The organism is Phycisphaerae bacterium, assembly GCA_019636475.1.
Classification (GTDB): Bacteria; Planctomycetota; Phycisphaerae; order UBA1845; family UTPLA1; genus JADJRI01.
This window is the reverse complement of the sequence record JAHBXN010000003.1, coordinates 191448-211710: the sequence shown is the minus strand read 5'-3', so window position 1 is coordinate 211710 and position 20263 is coordinate 191448. Positions and strand designations below refer to the sequence as shown.

At 58.3% G+C, this 20263-nt stretch carries 20 protein-coding genes; 12 read left to right on the top strand and 8 right to left on the bottom strand.

Translation table 11 applies throughout. The features are described 5' to 3' along the window. Window positions 1–8 precede the first annotated feature (8 nt). The 5 genes from KF841_06440 (at window position 9) to KF841_06420 (ending at window position 3557) form a co-directional block, all read left to right on the top strand. Window positions 9–602, top strand: a complete 594-nt coding sequence (locus tag KF841_06440; GenBank protein ID MBX3394989.1) for a hypothetical protein — start codon at window positions 9–11, stop codon at window positions 600–602. 67 nt (window positions 603–669) lie between these two features. After that, entirely contained in the window at window positions 670–831 is a 162-nt protein-coding gene (locus KF841_06435; GenBank protein MBX3394988.1) for a hypothetical protein, read from the top strand. A 61-nt stretch (window positions 832–892) separates the two neighbouring features. Beyond that, window positions 893–2740, top strand: a complete 1848-nt coding sequence (locus tag KF841_06430; protein MBX3394987.1) for a hypothetical protein — start codon at window positions 893–895, stop codon at window positions 2738–2740. Window positions 2741–3056: 316 nt separating this feature from the next. After that, the gene (locus KF841_06425) at window positions 3057–3206 is read left to right on the top strand and encodes a redoxin domain-containing protein (GenBank protein MBX3394986.1); all 150 of its coding nucleotides are present in this window, start codon (window positions 3057–3059) and stop codon (window positions 3204–3206) included. Between the two features lie 9 nt (window positions 3207–3215). Further along, complete coding sequence (locus KF841_06420) at window positions 3216–3557, top strand: redoxin domain-containing protein (GenBank protein MBX3394985.1); 342 nt, start codon at window positions 3216–3218, stop codon at window positions 3555–3557. A 104-nt stretch (window positions 3558–3661) separates the two neighbouring features. Here KF841_06420 and KF841_06415 read toward each other — a convergent pair whose 3' ends face one another. Next, window positions 3662–3898, bottom strand: a complete 237-nt coding sequence (locus KF841_06415; GenBank protein MBX3394984.1) for a hypothetical protein — start codon at window positions 3896–3898, stop codon at window positions 3662–3664. 400 nt (window positions 3899–4298) lie between these two features. Here KF841_06415 and KF841_06410 point away from each other — a divergent pair, with 400 nt between their 5' ends. The 5 genes from KF841_06410 (at window position 4299) to KF841_06390 (ending at window position 9039) form a co-directional block, all read left to right on the top strand. Next, entirely contained in the window at window positions 4299–5438 is a 1140-nt protein-coding gene (locus KF841_06410; protein MBX3394983.1) for a hypothetical protein, read from the top strand. Between the two features lie 5 nt (window positions 5439–5443). Then, window positions 5444–5668 carry a small basic protein gene (locus KF841_06405; protein ID MBX3394982.1) on the top strand — a complete coding sequence of 75 codons (225 nt, stop codon included), beginning with the start codon at window positions 5444–5446 and terminating at the stop codon, window positions 5666–5668. Window positions 5669–5731: 63 nt separating this feature from the next. Beyond that, window positions 5732–6862, top strand: coding sequence for an aminotransferase class I/II-fold pyridoxal phosphate-dependent enzyme (locus tag KF841_06400; protein MBX3394981.1), 1131 nt, complete (start codon window positions 5732–5734; stop codon window positions 6860–6862). A gap of 186 nt (window positions 6863–7048) precedes the next feature. Further along, window positions 7049–7936 carry a hypothetical protein gene (locus KF841_06395; GenBank protein ID MBX3394980.1) on the top strand — a complete coding sequence of 296 codons (888 nt, stop codon included), beginning with the start codon at window positions 7049–7051 and terminating at the stop codon, window positions 7934–7936. A gap of 29 nt (window positions 7937–7965) precedes the next feature. Next, window positions 7966–9039, top strand: a complete 1074-nt coding sequence (locus KF841_06390) for a PAS domain S-box protein (protein ID MBX3394979.1) — start codon at window positions 7966–7968, stop codon at window positions 9037–9039. 78 nt (window positions 9040–9117) lie between these two features. Here the strand turns inward: KF841_06390 and KF841_06385 are convergent, their stop codons facing one another. From KF841_06385 to KF841_06360, 6 genes are all read right to left on the bottom strand, one after another. After that, window positions 9118–12456, bottom strand: a complete 3339-nt coding sequence (locus KF841_06385; GenBank protein ID MBX3394978.1) for a hypothetical protein — start codon at window positions 12454–12456, stop codon at window positions 9118–9120. 229 nt (window positions 12457–12685) lie between these two features. Next, window positions 12686–14500, bottom strand: a complete 1815-nt coding sequence (aspS, locus tag KF841_06380; protein MBX3394977.1) for an aspartate--tRNA ligase — start codon at window positions 14498–14500, stop codon at window positions 12686–12688. A 267-nt stretch (window positions 14501–14767) separates the two neighbouring features. Beyond that, window positions 14768–14959 (bottom strand): hypothetical protein, encoded by a 192-nt coding sequence (locus KF841_06375; protein MBX3394976.1) that lies wholly within the window; start codon window positions 14957–14959, stop codon window positions 14768–14770. A gap of 261 nt (window positions 14960–15220) precedes the next feature. After that, window positions 15221–16642, bottom strand: coding sequence for an NAD(P)(+) transhydrogenase (Re/Si-specific) subunit beta (locus tag KF841_06370; GenBank protein ID MBX3394975.1), 1422 nt, complete (start codon window positions 16640–16642; stop codon window positions 15221–15223). Window positions 16643–16645: 3 nt separating this feature from the next. After that, entirely contained in the window at window positions 16646–16921 is a 276-nt protein-coding gene (locus KF841_06365; protein ID MBX3394974.1) for an NAD(P) transhydrogenase subunit alpha, read from the bottom strand. 110 nt (window positions 16922–17031) lie between these two features. Then, entirely contained in the window at window positions 17032–18168 is a 1137-nt protein-coding gene (locus tag KF841_06360) for a Re/Si-specific NAD(P)(+) transhydrogenase subunit alpha (GenBank protein ID MBX3394973.1), read from the bottom strand. A gap of 346 nt (window positions 18169–18514) precedes the next feature. Here KF841_06360 and KF841_06355 point away from each other — a divergent pair, with 346 nt between their 5' ends. Together KF841_06355 and KF841_06350 are read left to right on the top strand one after the other, a co-directional pair. Beyond that, window positions 18515–19111 (top strand): RNA polymerase sigma factor, encoded by a 597-nt coding sequence (locus tag KF841_06355; GenBank protein MBX3394972.1) that lies wholly within the window; start codon window positions 18515–18517, stop codon window positions 19109–19111. Window positions 19112–19128: 17 nt separating this feature from the next. Continuing rightward, window positions 19129–19611, top strand: a complete 483-nt coding sequence (locus tag KF841_06350) for a hypothetical protein (GenBank protein ID MBX3394971.1) — start codon at window positions 19129–19131, stop codon at window positions 19609–19611. Between the two features lie 183 nt (window positions 19612–19794). Here KF841_06350 and KF841_06345 read toward each other — a convergent pair whose 3' ends face one another. After that, complete coding sequence (locus KF841_06345) at window positions 19795–20115, bottom strand: RNA-binding protein (protein MBX3394970.1); 321 nt, start codon at window positions 20113–20115, stop codon at window positions 19795–19797. Window positions 20116–20263 lie beyond the last annotated feature (148 nt).

The window sequence follows — 20263 nt, the reverse complement described above, 5'->3', positions numbered from 1 at the left end:
TCCCAGCTATGGCGAAACGAAAAATCCATGCCGAAACGAAGATCGAAATAGTTCTGACGATGCCCGACGATCCTCGAAAGTCCATTGTCGAGATCGCAAACGAACTGGGGCGATACGCCGTCGATGCGTTCGAATTCCTCACCGAGGGATTGGACTACACCGTCCGCAAAATCCACGGTCCGACGAACCAATCCGTAGAAAACGTTGCCCGATGGATTCGCGAAAATGAAATCGACCCGGACGACCTCGAAGCGCTTCTGGATGAGAATCGCCTTCCGCAGGCCGTCGTCAGCGTCATTGAAAGCGTGGGCGGAGCCGAAGAATTCCGGCAGAAGCTGAATCGGCACGTTGAAGGGTCCGAGCTGTGCTGGGGACTTCGCGACCTCGCACTCGAGAAGTGGGGGGCGATGGCGCCGGCAGTGCTCAACAGCTGGGGCATCTTCCGGACACTTGATTTCGGCCGCATGGTGTTTGCCCTCGTCGAGAATAATCTGCTGCAGAAGCAGCCTGAGGATCGCATCGAAGACTTTCAGAACGTATTTGATTTCGAAGCGGCCTTCAAAAAAGCCTATCGCATCGCGCTTCCGGGCAGCGACGAATGACCCTGCGGCCAATTGAATCAACAGAGGATGACGCTGCGGCGACAGCAGGCGGTTCATGGAGGTTTCAATGACGCAACCGAATCAGGACGCGGGCGATCGGGCCTGGGAAAAGGAGTACGCTCCCAAAATCAGCAAGCGTCGGCTCATCACTGTTGCATCCATTTATGCCGCATTTGTACTCTTGCTTGCCGCGCTATCATTTGAGCGTTGGTTCGTCTCTTTTCGATAATTGACGCAGGCTCCTGGCGTTTGCCGCGCCTGCCGAAATCAAATCCGCCCCCGCGAAGCCGATGAAACCGACCGACGCGATCGATATGCAATTCGGCCAGGAATCGGTGTTCGCCGAAAACCTTGCGGCGCTGCGCGCTGCCCTCCCCTTCACGGCGGACATGATCGCTCAGGGAAAGCCGCCCAGAGAATTCTCCCGGACGATCGGCCGGGACGGGACGCCGACTTTCCGTTGGCGATCCGTGGATGACCAAGTCCAATGGCTCGGTCGAACGACCACGCCGTCGCTTCGCGCGGAGGCGATTGTCGATTCGTTCCAGCCCGGCAGCGGCAATATCCTGTTCTACACGCTTGGCCACGGCATCGACGTTCGACTTCTGCTCGAGCGAATTGCGCCGCACCAAGCGGTGTTCGTCGTTGATCCCGATCCATGGGCGGTCGCGGCCGCACTAATGCTCCATGATTTTTCGAAGTATCTTACAAGCCGGCGCCTTCGCATTTTTGTCGGGGCAAATGCCTGGAAGAACTGCGGAGACGATCTTGTGGAACATGCGGGATACCTGATCCCGTCTCGCATCCTTTCGTGGCCGTGGTTTGACAAGTCGACGATCGCCCATGTAAGCGAACAACTCGGTTCGCTCCAACTCGATGTCACTCGTCGCCGAAGATTGACTGATACTCACAGATCGCCAACTTCAATTGCCTCGGAGCCGCGGACCGTGGCCGTCGCCATCGTATCGACAAGCCTGGATGCGCGTACACATCGGCTGTGCAGGCGGATTGAGGCCGGCGCGAAACAAGCCAAGTTGCGTTGCGAGTGCATCGCCTTGGATTCGCCGATGTCAGCCAACCCGGCCTTTGCTGCCGCGCAACTCGCTTCCTTCGCGCCGGATCACATCGTCCTGATTGACACCCTGCCGGATACGTTGCCATTTGCATTACCCCGGAGCAGGACCGTGGTCATCGGCAGCCGATCGTTCGCGCCGACCGCTGAATCACTCGAATCGCTTTCGGACGACATCCCACTATTGCTTCACTCCGCCAGCGCCACAGTTCAGCGGCACCTCACGGACGCGAATCGTGAAGGAACCGCCCATCGCTTCAGAGTGTTTCGGTCTGCTGCATTGCCCGGTTCAAGGACTGCGTCAGGTTCTGCAAAAATACTGATTCTCGCGGACCGCCATGATGTCGAGCCCTCGACTGTCGGACTACATCTGGCCTCCCATGTCCGACTCTGGGAAGCCGCTGCCCGGCTGATCCGGGAGAGCGTGGATGCCTACCACGACGGCTTGGCAGACTCGATTCTCGAACGCGCACAGCTGGCGCTGCAGATCAGACTCGACAGCGATGAAGTCAAACGCGGGATCGCGGATCGCATTCGGAAAGTCATTGGTCCGGAGTGGGTGCGCCGGGGCTATCTCGACGCACTTCGGGAGGCAAAGGTTGAGTTTGCCGTGTCGGGAGTGGGCTGGTCGGCCGAGTCGACGACATCCAGCGGGAGCGATGCACCGGTAAGGGTGGTACCGAACTGGTCATTGGATGCCACGTCGCAGACACTAAGCGAATTCGGCGCAATCGTCATGATCAACACCGGCAGCGAATTGCTCTGCAAGTTTCTGGATGCCCTTAATGCCGGCTTGCTCGGCGTTGCCCGGGTTCACCCAGGCATCGGCCGTGAAACCCAGCTTGATGACCTGCTTTCTCCACGTGACGATCTGGCTACCTACACAACACGGGGGGACTTCGTGAATCTGCTTAAGAAATTCGGAGATTCACCTTCTCATTTTGCGGACACTCGCGATCGCACGACCCGAATGATCCAAGAGCAGCACCACTGGGGCGTTCGTCTCAACGAAGCGTTGGCCGCTTCGCAAGACCGTTTGCCTGACGAAAACCGGTCCTCGCCATAGCCCGAGACGCGACTAGAATTAGGGGATGATGCCCGAATCAGACGCTAATCCCGTCCAACCATCGATCAGCCGCAGACGTGCCGGGCGATTCGCGCTGTTGGGATCGCTCGTGACGCTGGTCTCCGGTGTGGCATATTTCTTTTTTATGGAATCAGCATGGATTCGCATGTATGCGATTCCGAACATAGCCGGCGTATTAATCGGCATGGCCATGACCATTCATGCGCTGCGGATGAGTCGAACCAGAGGTGTGGTCGCCGCGGTCGCCTTTTCCGCACTGATCACCGTCGGGTTCCTTGGTTCGATATTTGTGCTGATGCGATTGCCTCCGCCGTCTCGTGCGTGGGCTGTCGGTGAGGAGGTGCCCGATTTCACGCTTCCCGATCAGGACGGGCGTCAGGTCTCGCTCGCTGATTACCGGGGCAAGGGCCCGGTGCTGCTTGTTTTCTATCGGGGCTTCTGGTGACCGTTCTGCATCGTTGAGCTCCGAGGTCTCGGAGATATTCACAAAAGGCTTGCGGAAAAGGGAGGTGCGGTAATAGCAATCTGCGCTGACAAAATCGCGGATTGTCGGCGCGTGAAGGAAAAGAACAAGCTTCCATTCAACATTCTCAGCGACGAGAAGCTCGTAACGATCTCGGCATATGGTCTGTTATTCCACGAGCCCATGAGGAAAACTGACATCGCGCTGCCCGCGAATTTCCTACTGAATCGCAGCGGAAAAATCGCGTGGAAGTGGATCGCGCCCCGAGTTCAGGATCGCGTTGATGCCTCTGTCGTCGACGCGGAAGTCGTGAAGCTTCTTCGTGCGGAATGATCCGCCAACCGGGCCCCATTGAACGCTCAGGCGTGCCAAGCCCCCGAAACAAAGGCCCGAGGGGGAAGGCGGCTAAGCCCGACTGGCACGGCTGATCGTGCAACTCAGACCGGCCAGTATGCCGCGATTGCGTAGGTGATTCCGTAGGTCACGGGATAGGCCAGGGCGATCAACGCGAGGCCCCAGAAGAGAATCTTGAGCTCCCAGTGAACAGAGAGGAATCCCTTCTTGTCGACCGGCGCCGCAAGTTCTCGGACGCGAGGAACTTCTACTTCATGCGAGTAATCTGCAGGGAGGTCAAGCAGGATTTGCGACGAATCGGGTGCAAGCAATGCTTCCATTTGAAGTCTCCTTTAATGGTCAAAGCCCACACCACCCGAGGACTTTAACGCACGCGCTTTGGCACTCTCACGCCTGCTCGGCAATTTTTAGAGAGGCAGCGTTTGCAAGCAGATATTGCATTCACTCCTTGCATTATTTCAGCTTCGCCGCACAGACTGCTGGGAGGCTCAGTTGGCTTGTCGCTTATGAAACGCGGTGTCAGGCCCGGGGGAGGCGCAATGTTCGCTCCTTTCCGTGCGTCGGCTGAAGCTGCATTGCATCTTTCCGCGTTTCCGGTAAACTTAATAATTCGGCAAACGGGGGGGCAGTGCCGAGCGTAACAGCGAAGGCGGGCCACTTTTTGTTCCGCCATACCTGCGAAAAGGAGATCGCAGCGTAAAGGTCTCCAGGGATGTTACGATGAAGAATCGACCGTGCCTTTTTGAGGTCATTAATAAGGCCCCTCAGAGCCAGCAGGCCGTCCCGAAATTACGGGTTCCGTTCCTGCGGGCAAAGCCGAAGAGTTCGCCTCCGCCTCAACAGTTGGTGGCGCAGGCACTTACGGAGGAGGAGGCTGCCGCCGAGCTCGCCCGCCGCCGTGCGTTGGCGGAGGCAGAGGCGCGAGCCCGAGCGGATGCCGACGCCCGCGCCTTGCAGGAGAAGCAGGCGCGGCGGATGGCGAAAATGGAGCGCAAGGCCGCGAAAGAGGCCGAGCGAGCTGCGGCGCGTGAACAGAAGGCCCGGTTGGCTGCGGAGCAGGCGGCTGCGAAGCTTGCCGCGAAAATGGCGGCCGGGAAGGACGAAGGTGTTGACGGCGGCGGTACTGAGCCGCTTCGACCGATCATCGCTGTGGGATCCGGAGGGCGATTTGGCTTTTCGCTGAATACGGCGACCTGCATGGTAATTGCCGGAACAGTCTGCGGCCTGGTGATTGTCGCATTTTCAGTGGGGCGTCGCCTCGGCAGTGAGTCGAATCCCGGCGAGATGACGACCGTTGCGGCGATCAAGAATCTCGAAGCGCTCACTTCGGATTCACCGCAGAACAAGCCGGGCAAGTCGTCCGGTGCGGCGAAGCAAAGTGCTGTGGCACCGAAGGCGGGGCGTGCCGCCGTGAAGGATCTGGATGAATTGCTCACGCCGCCGGCCTCGGTGACGAAAAACAACATCGTTGCGAATCAGGCCGTGCGAATCGATCCGCCAGCGACAGACGATTCGCCCGATCAGAAGAAGCTGAACTATGTTCAGATTGAGTGGTTCCAGATTTCGGCGGACAAGAGCGGCGAAGACCTTCGGGCCGAGTTGGAAGATGTCAGACGCTTCCTGAGAGCCCGAGGATTCGAAACATTCGCCAGGGAATTGCCGCGAGGATTTATCCTGTATTCAGCGGCTGGATTCAGAATGTCGAAGGACACACGCGCGGATCGCGAAGCGTTCCTTCGCCAGATAGAGAAAGTCGGTCAGGAGTATTTCAGGGGCGGCGGCCGCTATCAGTTTAAGGATTGCTTCTTCGTCAGTCATGGCAATGCGATGAAGGGTCGCCCGGTCGTATTCAAGGAGTAGTTTTGATGTCAATGGATCGCTCCCTCAAGGCCCGAAGCTCGCTCGTTCGGCACCGAAACGTGCTGAATCGTGCCGAGCGGATTCAGAAGCTCATGGACGAGGAGAAATTCGAGGCGACCAAGTCGCGTCCGATCGGTCTGCCGAAGGTTGGCAACCGGAAGGTCAGCGTCGGCGGCAAGTCGAAGAAGGCTGCTCCAGCCGAGGGTGAAGCGGCGCCTGCCAAGAAGTAGGCCATTCGCCTGATCGAATCGCTCGATATCACCGTGTCGCGCCGTCCATCATGAAGGGACGACATGGATTACGCACGTATACTCGCTGATCGGACTGGGAAGGTTGAATTTTCGGGCATTCGGCGGTTCTTTGAACTTGCCGCTCGAATGAAGAATCCCTGCGACCTTTCAATCGGTCAGCCGGATTACGACGCGCCGGACGAAATGAAACAGGCCGCCATCGATGCGGTCCGTGCCGGTCACAATCGCTATACACCCAACGCGGGGCTTCCGGAGCTGCGCGAACAGATCGTTGCTCAACTCCGCAAGGAGTTTGACGGCCACGAGCCGACCGTGCTTGTGACATCCGGCGTGTCCGGTGGGCTGACGCTTGCCCTGCTGGCGACAGTGGGGCCCGGCGACGAAGTGGTTTTCCTCGATCCGTACTTCGTCTCCTATGTCCATCTCGTGAACATGGTCGGCGGAAAGCCGGTCACGATCTCTTCGTACCCCGACTTTCGATTCGATGCCGCTGCGGTCGAGGCCGCCATCACGCCGCGCACCAAGGTGCTGATGGTCAACTCGCCAGGGAACCCGACTGGCCGGGTGATGACCCCCGATGAGATGACTGCAGCCGCATCCATTGCAAAGAGGCATGGACTCCTCCTGATCTCCGACGAGATTTACGACCGACTATGCTACGACGCCCCCAGCCCGTGTCCGTTGACCTTGGCGCCTGAACACACGCTTGCACTTCGAGGCTTCGGCAAGACTTACGGAGTCACCGGCTGGCGGATGGGCTTCGCGGCCGGGCCTGCGCAAATCATCCAAGAAATGATGAAGTTCCAGCAGTACACCTTTGTTTGTGCGCCGTCCATTGCTCAGTACGCAACGCTCGCGGCATTAAAAGCGGATGTGTCACAGCATCGGCGGGATTACGCCCGAAAACGCGATCTGGTGTGCGAGCTACTTTCTCCGGCTTTCCGCTTCGTAAGACCGGGCGGTGGTTTCTACGTATTTGCCGAAGTCCCATCTCAGTTTCGTTCGGCCACCGAATTCTGCGAGATTGCGGCCGAGCGGGAAGTACTCGTGATTCCCGGGTCGGTCTTCTCGCGTCGCGACACCCACTTCCGCATCAGTTATGCGACCACGGATGAAATGCTCCGTCGGGGATGCGAAAAACTCTGTGAGATCGCTCGAGCCGAGAGGCGCTAGTCACTGATTTGACCACATGACCCTCGATTAATAGAGTCTGATGATGCACTGCGCGATAGAGTCAACGGTGAGGCGAAACGCGAACCGATGAACATCCTGGCGTCACTTTCTGGCAGATACCTCTTGAAATTGCCGAATCGACCGGCTTGGGCGCGTATCACGGTGGCGCTTTTCGCGATTTTTTCGATGAACTTCGGGTGCCCGCCGCATGGCACGGCGCCTTCCGTCGACCGGACATCGGGGAAACCAGGCGAACCGGCGCCCGACGATGAGGGAATTCTCAAGGCTCCGCCCCGGCTCGCGGTTAATGCCGACGAAGGGCCGCGTGCCATCTTCAGTCGGCCTATGCAGCGCTTGGCCGTGCATTTTCGGGTGCATCTTGTTACAGCTCCACTCGGCACATTCGGCAATCAGTCCAAACTCTGGTCAATCGCGTCAACTCCCACCGCGGACGCAGGGGGCGCACTTCGGCAGCGTTCGAACGGCTTCCATGCAGCCGTCGGCCGGGATTCTGACAGACCGGCGCTGATGGAATATCTGGATTCGATTGACGGCGTGAAGTTGAAGATGGATGAGGTAACGCCCGATGTGGATAAGCCAATCGTGGTGGAACTCGGTTCCATCGGTCCGCTCTCGACGGTGTTTCACTTTGATCGGCGTGGCGCATTGCACGGATCCGATCTGATCGGCGCTGTCGCCCGTCTGATCGTGAAATTCGATATCCGTTCCAGCAATCTGAAGGATATCTGGATTGAGGTCGTGCCCGAGATTGAAGAACCGCCGCTGTCGACGAAATGGGTTCGGCGCCCCGATGGTGAACTGATTGAAGTGCCGGAAGAACGCAAGCAAACCTTTACCGACATGCGAATCGGAGCCCAGATTCCCGAGGGTGGTTTTCTCGTCATCGGCGGAGCCGATCGCGATCGATTGCGGCCTGTCCTCGGGACGGTCTTTTTCACTGAGCATGCGGCGGAGGGGCCGCAGTCTCGGGGCAATGACCGCGATAGAATCTATGTAATCAGTCCGATCGTGCGATTTGCCGAGAATCCGATTTCGGCACGGGGATCGCCGTAGGACCGTCTTCGCCTCACAGCGAGTTTAAGATGTCCGACGACGCATTCTTCAGGCGACTCTTCGAAGGGCTCGGCTTCATTTGCATCGCGGTCGATCGCGACCAGCGAATTCGATTCTCCAACGACCAGGCGACGCGCTACTTCGGTCGATCGCGCGACGAACTGGCCGGTCGCCCGTTCGTCGAGATTCTCAGCCCGGCAGATCGCGACGAGGCGCGGAAGCTGTTCGAGAATGCCATGACCACAGGCCAGCCTGGCGACATGGAAGTCAAATATCCCAGGCCCGATGGGGAAAAGGTTACGCTGGTTCTGATTGTTTCACCGATCATGAACGACTCGGGCGAATGCATTGGCGCGTCCGCCGGCATGCGCGACATCACTGAGCGAAAACGCCTTTCGCGGGAGTTGTCACAATCTCGTCGCATGGACGCTCTGGGCCGCGTCGCCGGAGGCATCGCGCACCATTTCAACAATATCCTTGGCGGAATGCTCACGAGTATCGACTATGTGCTCGGCAGCGACAGCCCGCGCGAATTAAGAAAGACGCTTCGACTCCTCGCCCAGTCGATCGGCCGCGCGACCCGAATCACGAATCAACTGGCGGCCTTCGCGGAATCCGAGAACGAGATAGTGGAGTGGAAGGAACTGAATTCGGTGCTTGATGACTTTGTCCGGAAAGTCCGCCCAAGACTTGCCGCCGCGCAAATGGAACTGGATGTCGACATCGAGCCGGTCGAATCCGATCCGTACGAGGCTCCACGTTTGCTCGCCGTTCTGGAGAGTCTTGCTCAGAACTCAATCGAAGCGATGTCTCCGCACGGAAGGCTCAGCATCCAGTTCAGGAAGGATGATGACGCAGCCGTGATCCGTCTGCGCGACACAGGTTGCGGCATACCCGACGACTTGAAGGAGCATCTTTTCGAGCCCTTCTTCACGACAAAGGGTGAGTTCGCGAGTAATGGCATGGAGAACATCGGGCTGGGACTCGCGGCCGTTCACGGAATGGTAGGGGAAATGGGCGGCACGATTCGGCTCAATTCAAAAATCGGCGAAGGCACGGAAGTCATCATCCGCCTTCCGCTGGCGCGCCGGAAGCCGACATGAATTATGACGTTATCTGAACGGTGCATGGGCGTCGATGAAGGATCCGCCGGGAATGTTCACCCCTGTGTCTCGCCAGGCTCAAGGGGACAGCAACGCGAATACGAAAAGCTCGATGTCCGCGCCGTTGACCGTCCCGTTGTTGTTCATGTCCGCAATACAGGCTTCAGTTGGTGTGCCTCCGTTCAAAAGGACGCCCACAAACAGCGGAATATCTGACAGATTAACAACAGCGTCGGCGTTCATATCTCCCGAATTTCGCTCTCCTCCAGTGAACTCATCGGCTCCGATATCGACGCGACAACCCATGATGCGCGGTTCCCCATCGATGTCGAACATGCCGGTGTCCGGCGCAACATACGACACATCGCCTGCATCAATACAGGGCGATCCGGGTAGCAGCCGAACGTCGTCATCCGGGGTGCCGATGATATTGTCAGCGCCATCAACGTCCGTCATAAAAGGATTCAGCCCGAAGTTGCCGAATCCGCCGAGCGAGCCATCCCAGTTCTGGATATCGCAATAGTCGATCAGGTAGATTGGGTCACCGAAACCAGCCACCTGCGCACTCTGATTCATTCCGCCGAATGCCGTGTTACCCCAGACGATCGAGTGCGTCAGGCGTGTCGTATTTCCATCGCTGTGAACACCGCCGCCTTCTCCGGTCGGAGCACTGTTGGATGCGATCGTGCAGTGATCGATCAGAACATTGGCTCCCGAGTAATTGAAAAATGCGCCACCCCAGCCGGCCGGTGCCTGGTTCCCGGTTAGGATGCAATTGACGAAGTCGTGGGTTCCGCCACCGCTTGCGTGAACGGCGCCGCCGCCGTAGGTCGCATGATTGCCATGCATTCGCGCGTTGGTGTTCCGAGTTGCACCCAGATCACTCCAGATCGCTCCGCCGTACCATGCTTCGTTTCCGACAAATACACATCGCTCGGTCGCCAGATCGCTGTTGAAACAGGCGATCGCGCCGCCGCCAAAGTCGGCGGAATTGCCGACGAACTCACAGTCAGTCAGTTCGGCCGATGCGCCGTTGATAAGTGTGATTGCGCCACCGTGGCCAGAACCCTCCTCGGCTCCGGCATGGTTGGCGACAAACTTGCATCGCGAGATTACCGCGGATTCCTCGAACAGCTCAATCGAACCGGAGAAGTCGGCGAAGTTCTGAGTGAATTCCGAATCCAGGATGACAATGTGTCCGCCGTAATCGACGCCGACGGCAGCCACGGCATAGGCCGAATTTCCCATAAAGACGCAGTCCGTCACCAACGGATCTGCCCCGCTGGTGGATCGGATTGCGCCAAAGAATCCGAACTGCGACAGCGTGGCATTATCCAGGAACCGGCAGGATTCGAATATCGGCGCGCCGCCGTTGCAATTGGCGCCGCCGCCGACGAACTCCGCCAGATTGGCGTGAAATTCGGTATTGCGAAAACTCGGCGAGCTCGAGCTGGTCTCCACGCCGCCACCATTCTGAGAAATATTGGTCGAGATCACGCAATCTTCGAACAATTCAGTCGATTCCTCGGTATAAACGCCGCCTCCGATCAGGCTGCTGAAGTTTTCGGTAATGCGACAGTCTCGAACCACCATCGCGCTGCATTGACTCAGCAGCCCGCCGCCGGCATTCAACGGCCAGTACGGCCCGTCGGCGTTTCCTCCGACGATCGAGAAGCCGTCGATCACGGCCGTTTGGTCGCGGTCGCTGGCGATCAAAACGTGATAGCTATTGTCCTCGATGTCAAACTCAGAACCGATGTCTCCGCTCATGATCGTTGGATGTGCCGCGGTGTCTCGTTCTTCAAGCGTCAATTCTCCACCGCCGAACCCGCCATAGATGGCGACGCCGTTGATTGCCCGAAATGTCGCGTATCGATCTCCGCTGCCGCGATCAGGTCGATAGACTCCTTCAGCCACCCAGATTTCAGTCACGGCACCCCGGGCTCGCGCCGCCAGTCCGATTGCATCCTGCAGGTCCGTTATGGCGTTGTTCCATGTCGTGCCGTCTCCGGTTCCTGCGGCAGCCTGATTGACATACAGACGCGACGGGGGCGTCGGAGTGACCGTGCTCGGTCGAAAGTTTGCAACGGTGAAAGCCGTTCCATTGTGTGCCTCAGCGTTGTCACACCATCCGCCGAGTTCATCAGTACCCCCGATGGGAAGTCCACCGACAAGAACACTCGGCGTCGAAAAGTAGGGAACGGTCATTCCCGGTGGATAGCTCATGATGTCTTTGCTTGGCACGCAAGGCCATGGGGTGGAACAGGGCGTGGGCGGCGGCCCGGGGCAGGGCTGCCGATAGCCGTAGCCGAATTCGAAGAACGGTGTGCCTTGCGGATTACACCGGTCGTGCTGGCATCCGAAGTTGTGGCCGACTTCGTGTGCAAGTGTCTCGAAGAGCAGGTTGTCTTCACGGACGACGCTGAATCCGTATCGACCATCGTCGATCGGGCTGAATTCGTATAACTGATAGGCCACACCGCCGGAGTCCATTGTGTTGTTCACGACCAGGCACACTAGATCGGCTCCGTGGACATCCCGATCAGCGTGAACCGAATCCAAAAATCCGTCGGACATCTCAACAAGCCGATTCAAATTTGTGACGGCATTGACCTCTTCCTCATACGAAACAGGAGCGACATGTACCAGGCGTAGCTCCGTACCGATTCCGCTGTTTACATAGGCATTGTTGGCGTAGGTCACCGCAGCGCTGATTTCCGCGATCAGGTTCGTCTGCGACCCTGCCGAGGCCAGCGCGCCGGCCGTGTAGACAAACATGATGTCAATCGTCGATCCATCGTCGGCGACGAATCCGGCGAGCGGCGAGCCTTGCAATGGGCAGATGGAGCTGGCGCCGCGCGCGGTTCCAGGCGATTCGGCAGGCAGGTTCGTCGCAGCGCACGCGCGGCCACGTTGCGAATCCTGATCGACTTTTCGTATCGCTACCCACCCCGGACGCAGTGGCTTGATTTCATGGATTCCGATTCCTGGCGAGCCCACGGATCCGGCCAGCACGCCGTCGTGCAACACAAGAATCACCCAACTGGCGGAATCACCGTCGATGCGGCCTGCCGCACAGAAGTCTCCCTCCGGCGCTTCGAAGAAGCGATCCACCGTACCGGTGGCGCGAATGTCATCGGTCAGCGCCAGAAGAACGGAAGTGGCTTTGCCCGATCGAAGTGCCGAGATTGCGGCATCGTCAACCCGGACAATGCGAGAAGCCTCGGCGAGGTCAGAACCCGCCGTCCATTCGCCCAGTTCGGTCGATGCGAACCCAATTTTCGAGCCATTGCCGGCCTCGTGATGAAACAGTTGCAGATTTCCGGTGTCCGCGCGGGCATGGCCCGAAACGATTGAAAACACAAGCATCGCACCCATTGAGGAGTAAAGTGTGCAACTCTTGCCGGTCGCTCGCATGACACTGCTCCGTTTCAGTCGGGCAATCCATGATTCGATTTGCTTTTCGAGGCCCGTTTGTCCCGCCCTTGCGCGCAATTATACCAGGACGCGGCTGCTCGGGGCGAGGATTCACCCATGACAACGCCGTTTTATCGTCTGTGTGAATGGGTCGGCTTCAGGCTAGCCTTCGATGACCCGTTTGGAATTCGCCGATTCGTGCCGAAGACACGCGCCGCCGACTAAATCGCTAATTTCCGACAATTGAGATACCGAGTTCGCGGAGTTGTTCCGCCGCCACTTCACCGGGCGCATCCGACAGGGGGCAGGTCGCCCGGGCGTTCTTCGGAAACGCGATCACATCGCGAATCGAAGCGTAGCCGCCGAAGAGCATGACGATACGGTCCAGCCCCAGCGCCAGGCCGCCGTGGGGCGGCGCGCCGAATCGAAGCGCGTCCAGCAGGAACGCAAACTTCTTCTTGGCATCCTCTGGCGTCAGCCCGAGCAATTGAAAAATCTTCGACTGCACATCATTTCGGTGAATTCTGATTGACCCGCCGCCAAGTTCAATTCCATTCAGCACGACGTCATACGCCTTGGCGCGAATCTGAAGCAGATCCTCCTTCGGCGGGATCTCGCCCGTGCCGAGCCGAAGCAGATGAAGGTCTTCGTCCTTCGGACTTGTAAACGGGTGATGCATCGGGAAAACCGATTTCGTTTCGGCGTCAAAACCGAAGGCGGGGAAGTCGACCACCCAGCAGAATGCCCATTTGTCTTTTGGAATCAGGCCGCGACGCTCTGCCACGGTGGCTCGAAGCCATCCCAGATACTTGCACACGTTGTCGGCATGATCCGCTGAAAAGAACACCAGGTCGCCGGCCTTCGCGCCAATTTGCTCACAAACCGCCGCCACAATCGACGGCTCAGTAAAGAACTTCGAGATGCCCGTCTGGAAGACGATCTTGCCGCCTTCCTCCGCCAGCTTGACCAGCGGCAGCCCGCCTGCGCCGATTCCCTTGATCTCCTCGACAAGACCGTCAATCTCCTTGCGGGTCATGTCGCCGCCGCCATCGACGACGATGCACCGAACGACGCCACCCTTGGCGATCGCATCCTTGAAGACGCCGAAATCCACGCGTCCGGCAATCTCGGTGATGTCCTTGATGACCATTTCATACCGCATGTCGGGCGCGTCCTTGCCATATTTAAGCATCGCCTCGGCGTAGCTGATGCGAGGCATCGGCAGCGGCACATCGAGCCCTCGCGCGACTTTGGCCACTTCGGCGATGCAGTGCTCCACATGGTGCATGACGTCTTCGGCCTGAACAAATGCCATCTCAATGTCGATCTGGGTGAACTCTGGCTGTCGGTCCGCACGCAGGTCTTCATCGCGAAAACATCGAGCCACCTGCATGTACCGGTCAAGTCCGCCGATCATCAGCAATTGTTTGAATATCTGTGGTGATTGAGGCAACGCGAAGAAGCAGCCGTGGTGAATGCGGGACGGCACGAGATAGTCGCGGGCGCCTTCCGGCGTCGACTTCGTCAGAATGGGCGTCTCAATGTCGAGAAATCCATGTCGGTCAAAATACTCGCGAATCGTCCGCGTGATCTGATGGCGAAGCATCAGCGCGTTTTTCATCCGCGGACGGCGAATATCCAGCACCCGGTGCTTCAGCCGCAGATCCTCGTTTGTTTCGGTTTCGTCGGAGATTTCAAACGGAGGCGTTTCGCTCTTTGAAAGAAGATCGATCTCGTGAACGACGATCTCGATCTCCCCGGTCGGCAGTTTCGGATTGATCTTGTCGCCACGGCTCACCACTTCACCGCGGATGCAGATGACGTACTCGCTGCGCAGCGTTCTGGCCACGCCGTGCGCGACCGGGTCGGTATTAGGATCGAACCGCAACTGGGTGATGCCGCCACGGTCCCGAAGATCAATGAACACCATCCCGCCGAGGTCGCGGAAATTGTCAACCCAGCCGGAGAGTATGACCGCCTTGCCGATGTCTTCGGCTCTGAGCGAGCCGCAGTCGTTTGTGCGTTTGTTGTACGGGAGGGACACGGTTCAAAGTCTCCGATGGAGGGTGTAGTCCAGGTTACCAGCCGATCTTATCGGTTGTTTGACGGCACGACATTACGGAGCGGGATGATACGCACCTGGAACCGACGATGCCAGCGAGGCCGGAATAGCAGAAGGGTTGGATGATGGGCTGCGGCGATCACGCGCTTCAGTCTAAGGAGGGGTACCCATCGCAGTCACCGACTGGCGCACAAGGCCAGGATCATCTGATGGCTTGTAGCCGCCGTTGCGGACGCATGCAATCGTGCGTCAGGCGGTAGCCTGGTCTGCGGTCACTCCGAGTCGTTGCTGGATCGATTGGAGCACAGACTTGCGGTCCTTCAGCATCTCGCGATAGTCGCGCTCGTCGGTATGACGAATTTCGGTAGGCAACTCATGGAGTTCCGAAGCGATCAAAGTTGTGAGGATTTGCCGTTCGTGATCGTTCAATTCAAGGATCATGATGCACCTCATCCATCGGCAGAACAAATCTGCGATCGACCGGCTATCTCGCGCGGCTTTGACTGAACACCGTCAAAGGACCCTCGCGCCAAACCGGATTCACGCCGAAGTCCCGAATTGATGCGCAGCAATTGTCGTGCCATCCTGAAAATCATAGGGGTGCGATTGACGGAAAATCCGCAACCAGTGGTGGCTCCACACCAGTTGAAGCGGATGGAACCTCCTCGGGAGATCTTGCATCCTGAAATCGCGCCAAACGACTCAGCCGGCCTTGATCGCCGCGACGAGGTCAAGAATCGCTTTCTTGCCGTCGGCGAAATACATCAACGTGTTGTCCGCGGCAAAGAGTGGGTTTGGAATTCCGGCGAATCCTGGGCTGAGGCTTCGTTTGACCACGACCACCGTGCGGGCCTTGTCCACATCCAGAATAGGCATGCCCGCGATCGGAGACTTGGGGTCCGTTCTGGCCGCCGGATTTACGACGTCGTTCGCGCCGATGACGATGGCAACATCAGTCTGCTCGAAGGTCGAGTTGATGTCGTCCATTTCGCGAACTTTCTCGTATGGAATGTTGGCCTCTGCCAGGAGCACGTTCATGTGGCCCGGCATCCGACCGGCCACCGGATGGATGCCATATTCGACTTCGACGCCCTTGGCTTCGAGTGTGCCTGCAAGATCCCGTACGGCATGTTGTGCTTGAGAGACCGCAAGCCCGTAGCCCGGAACAATGACGACGCGCCGTGCCGAATCGAAGAGCATTGCGATCTCTTCAGCCGACGCCGCCTTGATCTTGCCGGCATAAATATCATCACCTTTGCCCGCGGACTGCGATGTTCCGAGCTTGCCGAAAAGCACGTTCGTGAGTGATCGGTTCATCGCCTTGCACATAATCATGCAAAGAATGATGCCCGAGGAACCAACTAGCGAGCCGGCGATGATGAGGCCGTCGTTCTGCGTGACGAATCCCGTCGCGGCAGCCGCCATGCCCGAGTAGGAGTTCAGGAGGCAGATAACAACAGGCATATCCGCTCCGCCGATCGGACAGGTGACCATCACACCCAGAGCGGCTGCAAGCACCGTGAGAGGCACAAACAGCCAGTATTTCGTCGGATCGTACACGGCAAAGACGACGGCAAATACACACAGCAAGAATGTCAGGCCATTGACGACGCGCTGCATGGGAAGAATGTCGCCATTCGGAACCCACTTGATGTCCTGGAGCTTCCCTGCGGCGACGAGACTGCCCAGAAGGGTCAGCATGCCGATAAGACCGGCGACAAACGTGGCCCCCATGAAGAACCGAATATCGGCCTGCGCCGCCCAATTCGGTTCGTTCGTTTTGGACACCAGCTCCGCGGCCGCGACAAAAAAGGATGCACCGCCGCCAAATCCGTTCAACAGGCCGACCATTTGCGGCATTCCGGTCATGGGAACGCGAATCGCAAACAAGGCGCCGATGACCGAACCGACAAATAATCCGATGCCGATCAGCCAGTAGCCGGTACCGGCGATGTCCGGATCGTCGATTGCGATCTTGATGGTGACGATGATCGCGAAAAGCATTCCCAGGGCGCCGATGAGGTTGCCTCTGACAGCCGTTCGCGGATGGCTCAATCGCTTAAGCGCGAGAATAAACATCACTGAGCCGACGAGGTATGCAAAATTTGAAATTGCCGGGGACAAATATCAGCCCTTCCGCTTGAACATGCCGAGCATGCGATGGGTCACAAGAAAACCGCCGACGACGTTGATCATGGCGAGCGCGATGGCCAGCACACCGAATACGCTCGTGTACCACTTGAGCTTGAGCCCGGCGACCAGGATCGCGCCGATGATGGTGATGCCCGATATGGCATTCGACCCAGACATCAGCGGCGTGTGCAGTGTCGGCGGCACTTTGGTGATGACCTCAAATCCGACAAATGTCGAAAGGGTGAACACCGTGATGGCCGCGACGAACATCACGCCGGGCGATGACGCCGAGAGTGATTCGCCGGTGGACGCCAGTATTGCAAGCAAGTTCGATGTCATTGGATGGATGCTCCCCGTTGAACTCTCGATGGGCTGGCTTATCACGCGACGCCCATCGAATCTCTCACGCGCTGGTGGACGATCTGGCCGTCCCTGGTGATCAGTGTGCCGCTTACGCATTCGTCTTCGGGATTGAGCGTGACCACGCCGTCGCGTGTCAGATCCTGAAGAAACGCCCCGACATTGCGCGAAAACATCTGGCTGGCGTGGAAGGGAATGGACGAAGACAGATTCGCCGGTCCCATGATGAGCACGCCACCCTCATTCACGGTTTCGCCATGCCGCGTCAATTCACAATTGCCGCCGGCCTCCGATGCAAGATCAACAACAACCGAGCCGGCATGCATCGCGCGAACCGTTTCGGCCGTAATCAGGATGGGGGCGCGCCGGCCGGGAATCAGCGCTGTCGAAATGACCACATCGGAGGCGGCCGCGTGCTTCGCGACCAGTTCCATCTGCTTGCGCTTGTAGTCCTCCGACATTTCTTTCGCGTATCCGCCTGCGTCCTGCGCGTCTTTCGCTTCGACCGGTACCTCCACGAATTTCGCGCCCAGGCTCTCGACCTGCTCCTTCACAACGGGCCGAACGTCGAATGCTTCGACCACGGCGCCCAGGCGCTTGGCTGTCGCGATCGCCTGCAATCCAGCGACGCCCGCTCCGAGAATCAGCACCTTGGCCGGCGTAAGGGTTCCAGCCGCGGTCATCAGCAGGGGAAACATGCGAGGTAGGGCGGCAGCCGCCATCAGCACCGACTTGTAGCCGGTGATGGTGCTCATGGAGGACAGGACGTCCATCTTCTGAGCCCGAGTGATTCGCGGCATGAGGTCGAGTGCAATCGAAATGACACCCGCCTCCGCGAGTTGTCGTACGAGATCGTGATGAGTGAGCGGGTTCAGCACCCCCAGCACGATGGTTCCTCGGCGCATCATGCCGAGCTGTTCCGGCGTCGGGGCATTGGGAAAGGCAATGACTTCCGCGGTCGCGTAGAGGCTCGCCGCATCGGGAGCGATCGTCGCGCCCGCTTCGGCGTAGGCGGAATCGGCGAACCCGGATTCGACCCCCGCACCGGTCTCGACGATGAATTCGAGGCCTGCCTTCTTCAGCCTCAAACAGGTTTCAGGAATAATTGCGACTCGCCGCTCGCCGGCGACCACCGCTTTGGGTGCGGCAACTTTCATGATCTCCCCTTCAGGACGCCGGAAATCGCGTCATGCGCAGTGTGCGCGGCTGACGCCGTCCGGTCATTCATGCGATCCATGTCGGATCGACGACCGATATTCAACGACCAAGTGTAGCGATAATCCCTGCCTCGCCAAGCCGAGGAACGTGTTGGTCGGCCGGACACCACTGCATCGGCCGGAGAATGGCAGTAGTTTGATCTCAAAACCTGCGTAAAATCACGAGGAATGTTTCCGGCGAGTGGAACGGGTCGTTTCGGCGGGCAGGCCGAACTCAGTTTTGCTTCTTGGACCGGCGGAGAGCGAATTCCGGGGTTGATCAAGGTTGATTCCAGTCAGAGAGCCGATGGTCAAACAATCTGAACAGGAATTGCAGCGCCAGATTGCCTCGGGCGATGAGCGCGCTTTCGAGCGGGCATACGATCATTTCGCCACGCAGGTACGGCTCGTGGCATTTCGAATTACCCATCGAGCGGACTGGATCGACGACCTGGCCAACGAAGCCTGGTGTCGGGCGTTCAGGCAACGGTCGGGTTACGCGCCGGATAAACCGTTTCTCGTCTGGATGGCCGGAATTCTCAGGAATGTGTACCGCGAATTCTGCCGGGATTCGCATAGGTCAATTGGTCACGCCGGCGAGGGCGTTGGCTCCGATAAAGTGGACCGCAACAGCCCCGAGGAGATTGCGCATGAGGCCGAAGTTCTTGCCGCACTGAAGGATTGCGTCGGCGGCTTGGATGCGGAATCTGCCCGAATCGTACGGCTGCGCTATTTTCAAAATTTGACATTAAGACAGGTGGCACAAGAAGTTAAGATTCCGGAGGCCACGCTTCGCGAGGTCCAGATACCCCGCATCACCGAGCAACTCCGGCGGTGTCTCCGGGCAAAGAAAATCGAATTTTCTGAGATTTTTTCTGCGCAGGCGGGTGATGAAGTTCAATAGCTTTCGGAGAATCAGTGATGGACTCTCGGAAAGATAACTTGGACAGCCTGCTCGTCTTGCTCGGCGAAGCCCATGAAAGTGGCGTTTTTGACGATCAAACGAACCGGTTCCCTTGGAAGGCGAAAGTGCCCGTCGCTCAGAGCGGCGGACATCGACGTCACCAATGGATCTGGCTGGGAAGTCCACTGGCCGCGGCAGCCGCGGTCGCCGTCTTATTCGTGGGTCCGAACCTTTTCTCCGGGCGTTCGAATTCCGTATCGCATGTAAATGTCCCCGTCGAAATCCGATCGCAGGAGCCGGAACTCCTCGCTGATAATGCCGCAGTCTCCTCCGCAAGCGCGGTGGTTGAGTGCGACTTTAACGGTGATGGTCGGGTTGATGGCCTGGACATTCAAGCGTTCGCGGATCGTCGCCAACAGGTCGCGGGAGATCCGGATGCGGAGCGACAATTGTTGCTCATGGCAGATCAACTCACGCGATGTATGCTGGAGGGCAGCTAACAAACAGCCCCATTATCTCTTGCAACGTGAGGCCGGGTTGGTGTTTACCGGAACGCCACCTCGGCCTCACGCTTTTTTACCTCGCCTGAAATAATCAGGGGTTTCGAAGCCTTGTTTTCCAGCTTCGAAACCCCTGTTTTTCAGTGCCAGTTGTGATTTGGAATCACCCCATCGTTGGGGGATTTACCAGCCACGTCCGCCACGGCTTCCACCACCGTAGCCGCCTCGACCGCCGCCACCGCCGCCAGTTCGCGGCTTCATCGGCTTGGCTTCGTTAACGGTCAGGGCGCGGCCGTCATGGTCCTTGCCATTCAGCGCCGCAATGGCGGCATCTGCTTCGGCGTCGGAATTCATCTCGACAAAGCCGAAGCCCTTGCTGCGGCCGGTGTCACGGTCGGTAATGACCGTGGCCGAGGCGACGCTGCCATGCTCGGAGAAAAGGCGCTCGATATCCGATCCGGTGACCGAATAGGGCAGATTGCCGACGTAAAGTTTCTTGGACATGTTCATACTGCTCCTTCAAAAGGATGCTTTGACGCGGACTTCGCTTTCCCGAGTCATCGAAAGGGGCCGACATTGGCCCGGCGGAAGGAGCAGGCGAGAAAGGCAAGAAGGGCAGGCAGAAAAATCAAACCGCAGGCCTAGATACCGC